General features: G+C 73.1%; 13 protein-coding genes and 1 riboswitch. Of the genes, 8 read left to right on the top strand and 5 right to left on the bottom strand.

What is annotated here, in order from left to right; translation table 11 throughout:
• Positions 1-117: 117 nt before the first annotated feature.
• Positions 118-346: riboswitch (cobalamin riboswitch) on the bottom strand.
• Between the two features lie 228 nt (positions 347-574).
• Entirely contained in the window at positions 575-1,117 is a 543-nt protein-coding gene (locus ACZ573_RS31590; protein WP_471310770.1) for a hypothetical protein, read from the top strand.
• A 121-nt stretch (positions 1,118-1,238) separates the two neighbouring features.
• Here the strand turns inward: ACZ573_RS31590 and ACZ573_RS31585 are convergent, their stop codons facing one another.
• Positions 1,239-2,927: an FAD-dependent oxidoreductase gene (locus tag ACZ573_RS31585; RefSeq protein WP_471310767.1), complete on the bottom strand. Its 1,689-nt coding sequence runs from the start codon at positions 2,925-2,927 to the stop codon at positions 1,239-1,241.
• Positions 2,928-3,074: 147 nt separating this feature from the next.
• Between ACZ573_RS31585 and ACZ573_RS31580 the strand changes: the two genes are divergently transcribed.
• The gene (locus ACZ573_RS31580) at positions 3,075-4,244 is read left to right on the top strand and encodes a SchA/CurD-like domain-containing protein (RefSeq protein WP_471310764.1); all 1,170 of its coding nucleotides are present in this window, start codon (positions 3,075-3,077) and stop codon (positions 4,242-4,244) included.
• 13 nt (positions 4,245-4,257) lie between these two features.
• Positions 4,258-4,509, top strand: a complete 252-nt coding sequence (locus ACZ573_RS31575; protein ID WP_471310761.1) for an acyl carrier protein — start codon at positions 4,258-4,260, stop codon at positions 4,507-4,509.
• A gap of 81 nt (positions 4,510-4,590) precedes the next feature.
• Here ACZ573_RS31575 and ACZ573_RS31570 read toward each other — a convergent pair whose 3' ends face one another.
• The 3 genes from ACZ573_RS31570 to ACZ573_RS31560 form a co-directional block, all read right to left on the bottom strand.
• Positions 4,591-5,649: a methyltransferase gene (locus ACZ573_RS31570; RefSeq protein WP_471310756.1), complete on the bottom strand. Its 1,059-nt coding sequence runs from the start codon at positions 5,647-5,649 to the stop codon at positions 4,591-4,593.
• Positions 5,650-5,684: 35 nt separating this feature from the next.
• Positions 5,685-6,839, bottom strand: coding sequence for a right-handed parallel beta-helix repeat-containing protein (locus ACZ573_RS31565; protein WP_471310825.1), 1,155 nt, complete (start codon positions 6,837-6,839; stop codon positions 5,685-5,687).
• Positions 6,840-7,080: 241 nt separating this feature from the next.
• Positions 7,081-7,626, bottom strand: coding sequence for a DM13 domain-containing protein (locus ACZ573_RS31560; protein ID WP_471310753.1), 546 nt, complete (start codon positions 7,624-7,626; stop codon positions 7,081-7,083).
• Positions 7,627-7,884: 258 nt separating this feature from the next.
• Here ACZ573_RS31560 and ACZ573_RS31555 point away from each other — a divergent pair, with 258 nt between their 5' ends.
• Together ACZ573_RS31555 and ACZ573_RS31550 are read left to right on the top strand one after the other, a co-directional pair.
• Entirely contained in the window at positions 7,885-8,247 is a 363-nt protein-coding gene (locus ACZ573_RS31555) for a hypothetical protein (protein ID WP_471310751.1), read from the top strand.
• Between the two features lie 150 nt (positions 8,248-8,397).
• The gene (locus ACZ573_RS31550; RefSeq protein ID WP_471310748.1) at positions 8,398-12,357 is read left to right on the top strand and encodes an nSTAND1 domain-containing NTPase; all 3,960 of its coding nucleotides are present in this window, start codon (positions 8,398-8,400) and stop codon (positions 12,355-12,357) included.
• Here ACZ573_RS31550 and ACZ573_RS31545 read toward each other — a convergent pair.
• Positions 12,341-12,910, bottom strand: a complete 570-nt coding sequence (locus tag ACZ573_RS31545; protein ID WP_471310745.1) for a helix-turn-helix domain-containing protein — start codon at positions 12,908-12,910, stop codon at positions 12,341-12,343. The genes ACZ573_RS31550 and ACZ573_RS31545 overlap by 17 nt on opposite strands.
• Before the next feature lie 153 nt (positions 12,911-13,063).
• Between ACZ573_RS31545 and ACZ573_RS31540 the strand changes: the two genes are divergently transcribed.
• Genes ACZ573_RS31540 through ACZ573_RS31530 form a run of 3 tightly spaced genes read left to right on the top strand, consistent with a single transcriptional unit; the run spans position 13,064 to position 15,590 of the window.
• Positions 13,064-13,843: an ABC transporter permease gene (locus ACZ573_RS31540; RefSeq protein WP_471310742.1), complete on the top strand. Its 780-nt coding sequence runs from the start codon at positions 13,064-13,066 to the stop codon at positions 13,841-13,843.
• The gene (locus tag ACZ573_RS31535; RefSeq protein WP_471310739.1) at positions 13,840-14,559 is read left to right on the top strand and encodes an ABC transporter ATP-binding protein; all 720 of its coding nucleotides are present in this window, start codon (positions 13,840-13,842) and stop codon (positions 14,557-14,559) included. The genes ACZ573_RS31540 and ACZ573_RS31535 overlap by 4 nt, the downstream gene beginning before the upstream one ends.
• An 8-nt stretch (positions 14,560-14,567) precedes the next feature.
• On the top strand, positions 14,568-15,590 hold the full coding sequence (locus tag ACZ573_RS31530; protein WP_471310736.1) for an ABC transporter substrate-binding protein: 1,023 nt from the start codon (positions 14,568-14,570) through the stop codon (positions 15,588-15,590).
• The last annotated feature ends 36 nt before the right edge of the window (positions 15,591-15,626 follow it).

The raw sequence follows: 15,626 nt of genomic DNA, 5'->3' as shown, positions 1-15,626 counted from the left end.
ACGAACCGGGCGGATCCCGACCGGGTACGGGTGCGTGCAGCTGCACGCGTCCGCGGTCGTCCGCCTGATGTGTCGCCGACCCGCCCACGAGGTCACCGGGATTTCCGTGCGCGATCGGTCGCGTACGGGCAACGGGCAGGTCTTCGGACTCGCGGGCACGTCTCGTCGTACGGATGCCGTACGAGACTCCTACTGGCCGTCGCTTCCCAGACCCGTCCGGGCCCAGTGCGTATGACGGCGGTCGTTCCCGCTCACCGCTGCGGGGCAGTCCCGGATTCCCACCGGGTTCCCTCTTACGACGCATCCCGCCTGGCGGACGGGGCGAACCAGCTGCCCGGCCAGAGTAGACGGCGTTCCCCGCCGGCGCGCGGAGTTGTCCGGCATCCGGATGGCGGGGTGTGAGACCCACGGGGTCAAAATCCAGCCATTGAGTGAATTGCGTCACTGAGGCGCGAGTTGTGTCCCTCATGTCCGTTTACCGGATCGAACTGCCCGGTCGGCGCAGTACGTTGCAGCTCTCTGCAACGAGATCACTCGATGACCACCGGAAGACCGAGGAAGTATGGGTTCCCCGATGAGCGCCCGCCCGAGGGCTGCCCTCGTCGTACGCGCCGCCCTGGTGTCCGTGCTGGCCTGCGGCGGCCTCACCGCCTGTGCCGCCGACGAGGAGGAGCTGCGGTACGCGACCGACTACGCGGGCCACGAACCGCTGGGCGTGGTCGGGTACCCCACCTCCGAGTCCCTCGAGATCACCCAGAAGCTGGTCTGGCGGCTCGCCGACGGCAAGGCCGGGGAGGTGGAGTCGCTCGCCGCCGAGCCCGATGACGCGAAGGGGGACGTCGAGCGGACCGCCCGGAACTGGATCCGGGCCTTCCACGAGGGCGCCCAGGGGAAGGTGACCGCGGAGTTCTACGACGAGGGGTCCGTGCGGCAGCTCGTCGTCGTGTACTTCCACGACACGGGCCAGACCAAGTCGTTCCTCGTGCGTCTCACCGGAAGGGCCGGAGAGGACGGCTGGCGCGTGACCATGCGGGAGCCGGATCCGAAGCAGGCCTCGGCGGTCCCCGACTGGGTTCCGAGGACACCCGGGGGCCTCGGCTCGAAGACGCCGCGATGACCCGGTCCGGCTCCGGCCGCCTCGCCGCCAGGTGAAAGGCGCCGTCCCGCGGGTCACTCCGCCGGACGGCGCCCTCGTCCCTCCGGGAACGGGAACGGGAACGGGAACTGGAACGGTCGGATCAGGACCGGTCCAGCAGCGTGGTCAGGACCTCGTGGAGGACCGCTGCCGGATCCGCCACCGCCTGCGCCGAGCGCCAGGCCACGAAACCGTCCGGGCGGACGAGGATCGCACCCTGCTCGGTCGTGCCGTGCACCTCGGTCCAGTCGCCGCCGTTCGCCGGGATCAGGTCGGCCTCCGGGCCGGTACCGATCGCGTACACGTCCAGGGGCAGTCCCAGCTGTTCGGCGACGGACCGCCCCGCGGCACGCCACGGCGTGCCCTCGGAGCACAGCAGCACGAAGGAACGCTCGTAGAGGTCCACGGTGGACTTCGGCTCCGGATCCCCCGGACCGCAGAGCCACATGTGCGGTGCGCGGCTGCCCGGATCGCCGCAGAGCCGCATCCGTTCGGGTACGACCGGCCGGTCCGGGTCGGCTCCCAGCACCGCGCCCCGGTTGTAGCGGTAGCCCATGGCCACGGAGAGGACCCCGCCCTGCCGGCCACCGCCATGGCCGCCCGGCGCGGAATCCGGCCCGGCCGCGGGCGCGGCCCCGAAGGTGGACGCGGGCTCGGGCTCGTACCCCGGGTGGCTGTGCTCCGCCGAACGCGCCGAGGCGCGCTCGCTCGTCGCCCGGGCCACCGGCAACCGCTCGGCCTCGTAGGTCTGCAGCAGTCCCGGCCCGGCCGAACCGTTCAGCACCGCGGCGAGCTTCCAGGCGATGTTGTGGGCGTCCTGGATGCCGGTGTTCGAGCCGAACGCCCCGGTAGGGGACATCTCGTGGGCGGAGTCGCCGGCCAGGAAGACGCGGCCGACCGCGTACCGCTCGGCGACCCGCTCGGCGGCGTGCCAGGGGGCCTTGCCGGTGACCTCGACGTCCAGGTCGGGGGCGCCGACGGCCCGGCGGATGTGCTCCACGCAGCGCTCGTCGGTGAAGTCCTCCAGAGTCTCGCCCCGGTCCGGGTGCCAGGGCGCGTGGAAGACCCACCGCTCACCGTTGTCGACCGGCAGCAGGGCCCCGTCGGCATCGGGCTTGGTCAGGTAGCACACGATGAAACGCCGGTCGCCGACCACGTGGGGCAGCATCTGCGACCGGAAGGTGATGCTCACGTTGTGGAACAGGTCCCCGGAGCCGCTCTGGCCGATCCGGAGCGCCTCCCGCACGGGGCTGCGCGGCCCGTCGGCGGCGACGAGGTAGTCCGCGCGCACCGTGCTGTGCTCCCCGGTCTCCCGGTTCTTCACGATCGCGGTGACCCCGCCCGGGTCCTGGTCGAAGGAGAGGAGTTCGGTGGAGAACCGCAGGTCGGCTCCGAGTGAGGGGGTCACGGACCTCAGGACCGGCTCGATGTCGTTCTGGCTGCACAGACACCATGCCGCCGGACTGAAGCGCGCGAGCGCGCCACCCGGGTCGATTTCCTCGAAGAGCCACTCCTGGTCGTCACCGGTCAGCGAGCCGCCCTGCATGATGCCGTGGTTGTCCGCCAGGACCGAGGCGGCCTCACGGATCCGGTCCTCGACACGGGCGACCCGGAACAGTTCCATCGTCCGTACGTTGATACCGCGTCCGCGTGGGTGCATCGAGGTACCCGCGTGCTTCTCGACCACCATGTGTCTGATGCCATGCCGGCCGAGGAAGAGCGAGGTGCACAGACCCACCAGCGAGCCGCCCACGATGAGGACCGGGACGTGGTGGTCGACGTTTTCCTTCATGGCTCTTCCATGCCCTGTACGAGCCCGGTTCCCTCGCTCGTTCACCCGCTTGGTTCTCTCCTCTCGCGCCGCAGGGATTACGGGACAACGATCGGTTCGGGTGGCGCCGCCCCGTGGCGACCGTGTGGTCTCGAAGGAGTGTGAACGATGACAACCTTGTCGGAACGGATATCCCAGTCCGCCTTCGACGGCTCGAGGCTTCGGGTCGTGCTGCTGCTGGATCTGTACGACGGAGCGCAGAATCAGTTCCTGGAGGTGTACGAACATCTCCGCGAGCAGGTGTCCTCCGTCCCCGGACACATCCGCGACGAGTTGTGCCAGTCGATCGAGAATCCGTCGCAGTGGCTCATCACCAGCGAATGGGAGAGCGCACCGCGGTTCTTGGCCTGGGTCAACAGCGAGGAACACGTCGCGTCGGTGCAGCCGCTCCACGGCTGCGTACGGGATACCCGCTCGCTGCGTTTCAGCGTGCTGCACGTGACCGGCAAGGGGCCGGGCTCCGGCTCCCTCTCCCCCACCGGCCCGCCCTCCGCCTCCTCTTCACCGGAGGCAGCGGACCCGGCGCGGGGCAGCCTCAAGGTCGCTCCGCGGCGCGGTGACGGCGTGGTCCGCCACGCGCTCACCTTCACCGTGAAGCCCGGCAGCGAGCCGGTGGTGGCGGAGCTCCTGGCCGGGTACACCTCCCCGCAGGCCCAGGTCGACGAGAGCACCCGGCTGCGCCGCACCTCGCTGTTCATGCACGGCAACCGTGTCGTGCGGGCGGTCGAGGTCGAGGGCGACCTGCTCGCGGCCCTGCGCCACGTGTCCCAGCAGCCCGAGGTACGGGCGCTGGAGGAGGCCATCAACCCCTACCTGGAGCAGGACCGGGATCTCAGCGACCCCGGATCGGCCCGGATGTTCTTCACCCGCGCGGCGCTCCCGGCGGTGCACCATGTGGCGGCCGGCGGGCGCGAGCCCGCGGACGTCAGCCGGCACGCCCTCTTCTATCCCGCGAAGGACGGGTGCGGCATGGCGCTCGCCCGGCTGCTCGCCGGGCAGGACGAGGCGGCCGTGGACGACCCGACGAGCCCCATCGAGGGCAGCACCGTCTTCCAGCGCGACGACATCGTCGTGCGCCTCCTCGACCTGCGCGGCCCGCTCGACGCGCGCCCCGCACTGGCCCTCGGCGTCGAGGGCGGCCACAAGGCCGCTGTGCTCGCCCGGCTGCTCGACAGCGCCAAGGACGGCGTCCCCACCACCGACCAGGAGATCTCACGCTTCCTCGCGCGCTCTGAAATGCGCCTGATCACCGACCGGCGCGCGCCGGTCCAAGCCTGAGGAGTTGTCCGTCATGACCGCTCGACTGACCATGGAAGAACTGGCCGCCCTGATGAAGAAGGGGGCCGGCGTCACCGTCGACCCCGCGGCCATGGCGAGCCGCCCCGACTCGGGCTTCGACGAGTGGGGGCTGGACTCCCTGGGACTCCTCGGCATCGTCGGTGAGCTGGAGAACCGGCACAGCAAGCCGCTGCCCGCCCACGCGGACCGGTGCAAGTCGCCGCGCGAGTTCCTCGACCTCGTCAACGCCGCCCTGGCCGCCTGACGCCGGCGCCCGGGACCCCGAAAACGCCTCGAGACCGGCTTCGTGCCGGTCTCGAGGCGTGCGGTCCTATGCCGGCCGGGGTCACCCGGGCACGGTGCACTCGAACGCGTGCAGGTACGCGTTGACCGGCCGGATCTCACCGATCACCAGTCCGGCGTCCTCCATACGGGCGCAGAGGCTGGCCTTGGTGTGCTTCGCGCCGCCGACGTTGAGCAGCAGCAGCAGGTCCATGGCCGTGGTGAACTTCATCGACGGGGTGTCGTCGACCAGGTTCTCGATGATGACGACCCTGGATCCGGGGCGGGCCGCCTCGACGACGTTGCGCAGGGTCCTGCGGGTGCTGTCGTCGTCCCACTCCAGGATGTTCTTGATGATGTACATGTCGGCGTCGACGGGGATGGCCTCACGGCAGTCCCCGGGGACGATGTCGGCCCGTGCGGCGAGCGGACCGTCCTCCCGCAGCCGCGGATCCGCCTTCGCCGCCACGCCGGGCAGGTCGAGCAGGACGCCTCGTACGGTCGGGTGCTTCTCCAGCAGGCTCGCCAGTACGTGGCCCTGGCCGCCGCCGATGTCCGCGACGACCGAGATCCCGGTGAGGTCGAGGAGCTCCGCGACGTCCAGCGCCGACTGCATGCTGGACGTGGTCATGGCCCGGTTGAACACGTGGGCCGACTCGTGCGCGTCCTGGTGCAGGTAGTCGAAGAACCCCTTGCCGTACAGCTCGTGGAAGACGCTGCCGCCCGACCGGACGGCGTCGTCGAGCCGCGGCCAGGCCTGCCAGGTCCAGGGCTCCGTGCACCACAGGGCGATGTAGCGCAGGCTGTGCGGGTCGTCCTCGCGCAGCAGCCGCGACATCTCCGTGTGGACGAACTTCCCGTCCTCCGTCTCCGCGAAGATCCCGTAGCAGGACAGGGCGCGCAGCAGCCGTTGCAGGGGCAGCGGCTCGGAGTCGACCGCCACCGCGAGTTCGGCGGCGGTGGCGGGCGACTCCCCGAGGGCGTCGGCCACCGCGAGGCGGGCCGCGGCCCGTACGGCGGCGGCGCAGGCCGCGCCGAAGACGAGCTCCCGCAGGCGCATGGCCGGCTGGGGGGTGTGCTGGGGGGACGGGATCGGGGTCGGGATGGGACTTACCGTGGTCATGAGGCCTCGATTCTGCTGATCAGGGGGGTCACGCGTCAGCACATCCCGGCCGGTACGGAGGATGCGCACCGGTTGTTGACGAACTGGTTGCCCGTACCGGTCCCCTGGTTGGCCAGGTCCGCCGGCTTGTTGTCACGCACCACGTTGTCCCGGATGACGTTGTCGGTGTTCGTCGCGCCCACGAAGCTCTTGAACAGCAGGATTCCGCCCGACAGCGGGGAGGATCCGACGTTGCCGCGGATGTCGTTCGAACGCACGATCGTTTCCTCGGCCCCGGTGAGGACGATGCCGACGCCCTGGATGTCGGGGAGGCGGGTGTTGCCCTTGCAGAACTTGTTGTTCTCGTGGATCCGGTTGTTGCGGATGGTCATGTCCCCGGCGCCGGGCTCGCCCTCGTCGCCGACGACGAAGATGCCGCCACAGTTGCCGGTGAGGGTGTTGCCGTAGACGGAGAGGTTCCGGACGCGCCGGACGGTGACGCCGATCCGGTTGCCGGTCAGCGTGTTCCTGCGGACCACGGCGCCCAGGGTGTCGGTGGCGCCGCCCTCCCGGTCGACGGTGTTGGCGATGAAGAGGCCCGACTCGACGTTGTCGCGGGCGATGTTGTCGCGGAAGAGCCCGCGGGTGGAACGCTCCTGGGCGATGCCCCAGGTGCCGTTCTTCTCGGCGATCACCCGCTGGACGCTCAGCCGGTCGGTGTAGGAGGCCCAGATGCCGTTGCGCTTGAAGCCCGAGACGGTCAGCGACCGGATGTCCACGCCGACGACGGGCTGCTCCGCCGTCCCCATGACGCAGATTCCGGTGTTGGCCTGCGAGCAGGCGAGCGCCCGGCCGGTCGGCGCCGTGGCCGCACCGGGTGCCGGGGCCGCACCGGGTGCCACCGGCGCCGTGGCCGCTCCGGGTGCCACCGGCGCCGCCGACGCCCCGGGGGCCGGCGGCGCCACGGGGGCGACCGGCGTGACCGGCGCGGCAGCCGTGACCGGCGGCTTGATCACCGTACGGGCACCGAAGCCGCGCAGGGTCAGCCGCTTGGTGATCAGCACGTTCTCGTAGTAGGTGCCGGGCATCACGGTGATGATGTCGCCCGGCCTGGCGTAGTTCACCGCGTCCTGGATCGAGTCGCCCGGGTGCACTCTGCGTCCGGCCTCGGCGGCGGCGGTCGGCGCGAGCACGCCGAGGCCTGCTGCCATGACGACTGCGATGCACGTGAGGGACTTGATTTGTCGGTTCGTCACGATTCTGAAGTTATGGGCGATTACGACCTATTGCCACACTGCATGGGCGGATGGATACATCCTGTGGGCAAACGGCCGCATTTTGCCGTCCGGAGGAGTGGATAGTCGTACTCCGGGAGACCGCCGAACGGGGTGACGCCCGATCAGCTCCGGCCCTACGGCGTGTCGCCCGGCCCGGGCGGACCCGAAAGGCGCGTCACACGGCGGCGAGGCTCGCCGCTCCGAAGGAGACGTCGAAGCGGTCGCACCAGATGGTGACGCTGGTGAACTCGGCGACGTTCACGTCGGCGGGCACCAGGTAGTTCTGGTCCCCCTTGTTGCCCTTGAGCTTGCCGAGGCTCACGTGCTTGCCGTCGTCGAAGACGCGCCAGCCCGCCACGCCCTCCTTCACGGGGGCGTCGGTCAGCCACACCCGCAGGTCCGGGCCGTTGCTGGTGTCGAGGTTCGCCAGCCGCAGGGTGTGGGACCCGTCGAGGAGCCGGATGAGCTCCACCGCTCCGGTGGTGCTGTGCTCGTGGCTGATGAGCGTCCCGCGGGCCACGGTCACCGGGGCGGCCGGGGCCCCCGGTACGGCCGCGGGCGCGCCCGGGCCTGACGGCGCGGCGGCGGCCGGGAGCGCCTCGCGGACGGTCTCGTCCTGCCACAGCTTCCACGGCTGCAGCCAGTACAGCGCCACCGCCAGCACCACCGCCGCCGCGATCGATGCCCCGCCCCACAGCCGTCCGCGCCTGTTCCGTGTCACTGCCGTTCCCTCTTCTTCGCCTTTGCCGGTCACTGCCTACGGATTCAACGCGGCCGGCCCGCCGTGCGCCATGCCCGCACCGATGACGAAAGTCTTACGCCGCCCCGCCCGGCCGTTGCCCGCCGCTCCGCGTCCGGGCTCGTGGCAGGGGGTTTCCCGGGCGCTGCCGCGTCGGGCGACGGGCAACCCGTCGACCCCGGTGCGGGCCGGGGGCAGGCTGAAGCCGTCAGCACGGGGCCAGCACCACAAGGGGAAATCATGCGCAGGATGTTCCGCGGCGCCGCCGCGCTCGCCACCTCCGTCGTCGCCGTGATCGCGCTCAGCGGCACGGTCGAGGCCAAGCCGGCCGACGCGTGGGCCGGATGCCCGGACGGGGCGGTCTGCATCTACCCTCAGAACCAGAATCCCGCCGTCAGGCCGACGCACGTCTTCTACACCTACGGGGCGCACAATCTGAGCAATCAGTTCGGGAACCACTGGGTGCTCAACAACCAGTACGGCGGTGCGACCGCAAATCTGTGCACGGGTTCCGGAGGCTCGGGCTGCGGCAGCCCCATCGCCGCCAAGACCGGCGTCCACGCCGACCTCACGCCCGTCGACTCGGTCCGGCTCAACCCGTAGCGACGCCCCCTCCGGGGCGGCGTGCGGAGCCGCTTTCCAGGCGGCTCCGCACGCTCGTGTTCTGGTCATACCGGTTCGAAAAGGCGGTCGTTCGCCCCACCCCCCCTGTAGCCTGGGCGCTCCCGTACCGCTGCCTGGGCGCGCACTGCCATGGGGGATGTCTTGGGGGATCCGGACCGCCGGCCAGAGACCGACCGCCCGCACGGGTCCGACGACGCCGTGATGCCCTTTCCCGCACAGCTGAGACGTCTGCGGGTGCAACGTGGCCTGTCCCTGGCGGACCTCGCCCGGCAGACGCACTACAGCAAGGGCTATCTGAGCAAGATCGAGACCGGCTCGAAGCGCGTCACCGTCGACGTCGCGCGACGCTGCGACGACGTCCTGCGGGCCGGGGGTGAACTGGTGCGGATGGTCCGGGAAACGGGGCCGCGCGGGGACGGCGGCGGGGCCGATGGCAGTGGCGGCGGCGCAGTCGGCCCGCAGGCCGGCGGCGAGTGCCCCTACCGGGGCCTGCCGGCCTTCACCGCGCGGGAGGCCCGCTGGTTCTTCGGCCGGGAGCGGGCGACGGCCGAGCTGATCGAGCGGGTCTTCGAACGGACCGGCGACGGGCCGCTGATGCTGCTCGCCCCGTCGGGAGCGGGCAAGTCCTCCCTGCTGAACGCCGGTCTCGTGCCGGCGCTGCGCGGGGGCGGCTTCCCGATGCCGGGCTCCGACAGCTGGCCCGTGCTGCGGTTCACGCCCACCGCGCACCCGCTCGAGGAACTGCTGGACTGCGCCGCGAAAGCCCTGGGCGGCGAGCTCGGCGTCACCGTGGGCGAGGTCCGGGACCGGCCGCACGCGCTGCTGGAAGCCGTCCGGCGGCGCTGGGGCCCTCCCCCGGCGGACGGCCCAGACCGGACGCCGCCGCCCCCGCGTCCGGTGCTGCTCGTCGACCAGTTCGAGGAGCTGTTCACGCTGTGCTCCGACGAGGACGAGCGGCGCGCCTTCGTCCGGGTGCTGTGCGCGCTGGCGGCCGCGCGTCCCGGGCCGGACGGCCTCGCACCGGACGGCTTCCAAGCGGAGGGTCCCGGAGCAGCGGGTCCCGGAGCAGCGGGTCCCGGAGCAGCGGGTCCCGGAGCGGCGGGTCCCGACCCCGCCGTCGTGGTGGTCGGCGTACGGGCCGACTTCTCCGGGAACTGCCTGGACCTGCCGGAGCTGGCCCCGGTCTTCACCCGGGGGCTGTTCGTCCTGCCGCCGATGTCCCTGGCGGAGCTGCGGGAATCGATCACCCGCCCGGCGGACCTCGCCGGTCTCACCCTCGAACCGGGCCTGTTCCCGCTGCTGCTGCGCGATGCCGGACTGCGCGACGATCAGCCCGACCGGACTCCCTCCGGGGTGCTCCCCCTGGTCTCGCACGCCCTGCTGGCCACCTGGCGCCAGCGCGAGGGCGCCACCTTGACCGTCGACGGGTACGAGCGCACGGGCGGCATCCAGGGGGCGATCGCCCGCACCGCCGAGGAGGTGTTCACCCGCCTGTACCCGGCCGAGCAGAACACGCTCCGCCGCGTCCTGGTGCGGCTGGTGCACGTCGCCGACGGTACGGGCGCCACGCGCCGCCGGATGAGCCGGACCGCCCTGATGGAACAGCTGGCCGACGCGGGTCCCGCCGCGGCCGCGCTCGACACCTTCGTCCGGGCCCGCCTGATCACCATGGACAGCGACACCGTCGAGATCACCCACGAGGCCCTGCTGCACGCCTGGCCGCGGCTGCGCGGCTGGATCCGCGCCGACCGGGCCGGGCTGCTGGTCCATCAGCAACTGGCCCACGCCGCCGCCGAATGGGAGCGCGAGGGCCGCGATCCGTCGGCGCTGCACCGCGGGACCCGGCTGGAGACCGCCCGGGCCTGGGCCGACGAGCACGACGGCTGGAGCCGGCTCGGCCCGGTGGAGGCCGCCTTCCTGCGGGCGAGCCGGGACGCGCAGGACAGCCGTGAGCAGCAGGCCGGGCGTCAGGTGCGGCTGCGGCAGTGGACGCTGGCCACGCTCGTGGTCCTGCTGGTCCTCGCGGTGGGCGCGGGCGGGCTCGCGTACCAGCAGCGCTCGGGCGCGCTCGGCCAGGAGCGCGTCGCCCGCTCGCGGGCGCTCGCCCTGCAGTCCGCGGCGCTGGCCTCGGGCCGGCCGGAGGCCTCGATGCTGCTCGCCGGGGAGGCGTACCGGACCTCGGCGACGAGCGAGGCCCGCGGGGCGCTGCTGAGCACCCAGTCCCAGCCGTTCGTCGCCCGCCTGGGCGGGCACGGCGGGCCGGTCAACGCGGTGGCCTTCGGCCCGGGCAACGGGCTGCTGGCGAGCGCCGGTTCCGACGGGACGGTGCTCCTGCGGCGGGTGGCCGACCGCCGGACGATCGCGACCTTCACCATGCCGGGGCGGGTGCGCGCGGTGGCCTTCAGCCCCGACGGCTCGATGCTCGCGGCCACCTCGACGGACGGGCCGGCGCGGCTGTGGGACACCGCCGGCCGTGGCGCGGGGGCGCAGCTCCCGGAGAGTACGGCGGGCGCCCGGGCCGTGGCCTTCGCGCCCGACGGGCGGAGCCTGGCCGTCGCGGGTGCCGACGGGACGATCAGGCTGTGGGACGCCGCCGGGGACCACCATGCCCTCGCGTCCCTCACCGGCCACACCGGGCGGGTGAACGCCCTGGCGTACGCCGCCGACGGCCGGAAGCTGGTGTCGGCCGGCGCCGACCGGACCGTACGGCTGTGGGACCCGGTGGAGGCAGGTCCCTCAGCCGTCCTCACCGGGCACACCGACGAGGTGCTGGGCGTGGCCTTCGCCCCGGACGGCCGTACGGTCGCCACGGGGGGCGTCGACCGCACGGTACGGCTGTGGGACGTGGCCGGGCGCCGGACGACGGCCACGCTGACCGGGCACAGCGACGACGTCAACGCGGTCGCCTACACGCCGGACGGGACGACGGTCGTCAGCGCGGGCGGTGACGGTACGACCCGGCTGTGGGACGTGGCGGGGGGCCGGGCCACGGCCACGCTCGCCGGCCACACCGACTACGTCCTCGGGGTGGCCGTGGACGGCGGTGGCGCGATACTGGCCACCGCCGGTTTCGACCAGTCGGTGGTGCTGTGGGACCTGCGGGGCGCGGTGCTGGCCTCGCGGCCGTTCACGGAGGTCTGGCACGCCGCGTACAGCCCGGACGGGAAGTGGCTGGCCACCGCGGAGGCCGATCACGCGGTGCGGCTGTGGGACGTCGCGGGGCGCCGGGTCCTGGCGACGTTCGCGGGGCACGGCGAGACGGTGTTCTCGGTGGCGTTCTCCCCGGACGGGCGGACCCTGGCCTCGGCCGGCTCGGACGGCACGATCCGGCTCTGGGACACCGCGGCGCGCGGGCGCTCCGCCGTGCTCGACGGCCCGGGCGGGACCGTGTTCTCGGTGGCGTTCTCCCCGGACGGGCGGACCCTGGCCTCGGCCGGTTCCGACGGCACCGTACGGCTGTGGGACGTGGCGGGGCGCCGCCCGCTCGCCGTCCTCACCGGTCACACGGACTTCGCCAACGATGTGGTGTTCAGCCCCGACGGGCGCACCCTGGCGAGCGCGGGGGACGATCTGACGGTCCGTCTGTGGGACGTGGCGGGGCGCCGCCCGCTCACCGTCCTCACGGGCCACCGGGGCGCGGTGCGCGGTGTGGCGTTCAGCCCGGACGGGCGGACGCTGGCGAGCAGCGGCAACGACGGGACCGTACGGCTGTGGGACGCGCGGCGCCCCCGCTTCCTGGCGGCGCTGGCCGGGCACACCGGCTCGGCGCGGGGCCTCGCCTTCTCCCCCGACGGCCGCACGCTCGCGAGCAGCGGCAACGACCGCACGGTCCGGCTGTGGGACGTGGCCGGACGCCGGACGGTGGCCACGCTGTCCGGCCATGCGAACGCGGTGTGGGGCGTGGTCTTCGCCCCTGACGGGCGGACGGTGGCCAGCAGCAGTACGGACGGCACCGTACGGCTGTGGGACCTGGACGTCGGGGCGCGGCTGGCGGCGGTCGACAGGCTGCGGACGTCCGGGTCCGCGGGGCGGGACGGGGGTCCGGCCCGGGAGGGTGCCCTGCCGGTCTGGCTCAGGCGTTCGCGATGACGAGCAGGGTGCGTGCCGCGGCCGGGCCCGACAGGCGGCAGCGGTGCGGGAGTTCGCCGCGGTGGTGGGCGCTCTGGCCGGCGCGCAGGGTGAGCGGGTCCTCGCCCTCGACCTCCAGGACGATCTCGCCCTCCAGGACGTAGAGGAAGTCCTCGCCGGGGTGTTCGAACCAGCCGCGCTCGCCCCGGCCGGGCTCGAAGTGGTGCTCGTAGGCCTCCATCACGGTGCTGCGCCCGCCGGGGATGAGCACCTGGGCGATCTGTCCCGCGGCCTCGTTCACGCGGATCACCTGGGGGTCGTTCTCGTGGCTGACGGCGCCGGGCCGGTCGGGCGGCCGCAGGAAGGTGCCCGGAGTGACGTCCAGGGCCTCGGCGATCCGGTAGATCGAGCTGAGGCTGGGCGTGGCGAGTCCGCGTTCCAGCTGGCTGAGGAAGGGCTGGGAGAGGCCTGAGCGGGTGGCGAGTACGGCCATGGAGACGCCGCGCTGCTTGCGGCAGCCGCGGATCACCCGTCCGACCTCGATCGCTTCGGGGGTGGGTTCTGGGCGAGACACGCAGGTGAACGTACCTCATCGGGTCCGGCGTGCCGGGGGGCCGCGGGAGGTTTCGCACTGCCGCAACACTCCCGACATAAGCGTGGTCAATTATTGACCTCACTTATCAACGCGTCGGAACGAACGCGCTGCAAACGATCGAGGAGCCGCCCCGTGCACGCCACCCCCTCACCCCCCGGCCGGGGCCTCGCCGGGCTCGGCCCGGCCCTGGGCGCGGCCGGCGTCGTACTCGCCCTCTGGTACCTCCTCGCCCATTCCGGCGGGGTCGCCCCGGGACTGCTGCCCACACCCGGCGAGACCGCGGCCGCCCTGGCGGACAGCGCCCGCAGCGGCACCCTGGCCGCCGACCTCGGCGCCAGCCTGGCCCGGGCCGGGCAGGGCTTCGCCCTGGGCGCGGTCATCGGCGGCGCGCTCGGCTTCACCACCGGCTACCTGCCGAAGGTGTCCGCCGCCGTCACCCCGGTGATCTCCTTCCTGCGGCCGATCCCGGCCATCGCGCTGGTACCGCTCGCGACCGCCTGGTTCGGCATCGGCGAGAGCGCCAAGCGCCTGCTCATCGCGTACGCCGTCCTCCTCGCCGTCTGGCTGTACGTCCACGACGGGGTGTCCCGGGTGCCGGTCTCCCATCTGCGGGCGGCCCGGTCGCTGGGTGCCCCGCTGCACCGGCGGTTCACCGAGGTGCTGCTGCCCGCCGCCGCGCCCGCCCTGCTCGCGGCGCTGCGCTACGGGGCCTCGGTGGCCCTGCTCGCGCTGGTGGCGGCCGAACTGGGCGGTGCGGACAGCGGGCTGGCGTACCGGCTCCAGGTGGACGGCCAGTTCCTGCGGGTGGACCGGATGTTCGCGGGGCTGCTCGTACTCGGGCTGCTCGGGGTGGCCGTCGACCTCGTCCTGGCCGCCGTGGGCCGCCGGTTCGTGCACTGGAGCGCGTCATGAGCCTCGCGGTACGGCTGGAGGGGCTCTCGGCGGGCTACGGGGCCGGCCCGCCGGTGCTGGAACACGCCGACCTGGAGTTCGCGGCGGGCTCGTTCACGGCGCTGCTCGGGCCCAGCGGATGCGGCAAGTCCACGGTCCTCAACACGGTGGCCGGCTTCGTACGGCCCACCGCCGGGCGGGTGACCGCGGGCGCGGAGCCGGTGCGCGGGCCCGGGCCGGAGCGGGGCGTGGTGTTCCAGCACTACGCGCTGTTCCCGTGGCGCACGGCCCGCGGCAACGTCGAGTTCGCCCTCAAGCGCCTCGGGCTGCCCCGTACGGAGCGCCGCCGGCGCGCCCTCGCGGCGCTGGCCGAGGTGGGGCTCGCGGACGGCGCGGAGAAGTACCCGGCCCAGCTGTCGGGCGGGATGCAGCAGCGGGTGGCGCTGGCCCGGGCGCTGGCAGCCGAACCCGAAGTGCTGTTGATGGACGAGCCGTTCGGAGCGCTGGACGCGCTGACCCGGACCCGGATGCAGACCCTGCTGAGGGAGCTGTGGCAGCGCCGCGGCACCACCGTCCTGTTCGTCACGCACGACATCGACGAGGCGCTGGCGCTCGCCGGGCGCGTGATCGTCCTCGGCGGGAGTCCCGGGCGGGTGCTCGCCGACCACGCCGTGCCGGCCGGGCCGCCCGATCCCGACCTGCGCTCCCTGATCGCCCGCCACCTCGGTTCCCCATGATCCCGCTCATGTCCACGGAAGGACTGTTCACCATGCTCAGACCCCGCGCGGTGGCCGCCGTACTGCTGGCCGCCCTGCTCTCCCCGTTCGCCACGGCCTGCGCCGGTTCCCCGTCGGAATCGGCGGACGGCGGCCGTCCGGCCGTCACCATCGCCGCGAGCGACCATCTCGGCGGCGCCCCCGTCCACGTGGCCGAGGAGCGCGGCCTCTGGTCGGCCGAGGGCATCGAGGCCACCGTCACCACCCAGCCCACCGGCCGGGACGCGCTGAACGCCGTACTCGGCGGCCAGGCCCAGCTCGGCGTCGTCGGCGATCTGCCCGCCGTGACGGCCGCGCTGGGCGGGCGCGGGCTGCGGGTCGTCGCCGACCTGTCCCGGTTCTCCGACTGGCGCCTGCTCACCCGGACCGACCGGCAGATCACCGGCTTCGCCGCACTGAAGGGCCTCAAGGTCGGAGTCCCGCAGGGCACGAACGTCGAGTACGCGCTGTCGCGGATGCTCGCCTCGGCGCAGCTGACCACGGCGGACGTCACCGTGGTCAACCTTGCCCCGAACCAGGTCACTTCGGCCCTGGCCCGCGGGGACGTCGACGCCGGGGTCACCTTCCCCAGCTTCTACGACGCCGCGCGCACCGCCCTGGGCGGCTCCTACGCCGAGCTCCTCTTCACCGGGTACACGGCCAGGACCCTCCTCGTCGCCGGCCCCTCGGCGAACGAGGAGCGCACCACCGCGGTCCTGCGCACGCTGCTGCGCGCCCAGCGGGAGCTCGGCGCCGACCCGGCCGGGGCGCGCAAGGCCCTACTCGCCCAGTCCAAGGGCGCCCTCCAGGCCGCCTACGTCGACACCTACCAGCCGCGCTACACCTACGGCGCCACCCTCTCCCCCGAGCTGCTGGCGCAGCTGGAGGAGGAGGCCGCCTGGGCCAAGGCCGCGCAGAACCTGCCCGGCGCCGCCGACCGCGCCGCACTGCTGAAGTACCTCGACGCCGGCCCCCTGACGGCCGTCGACCCGGCCGCCGTCACCGTCCGCTGAACCACGCACACGTACACGCACACCCACCCAGGAGAG

It is taken from the genome of Streptomyces sp. NPDC040545, assembly GCF_055595065.1.
Note: the sequence above shows the minus strand (reverse complement) of the source record. Positions and strands in the feature narration are given on the sequence as shown.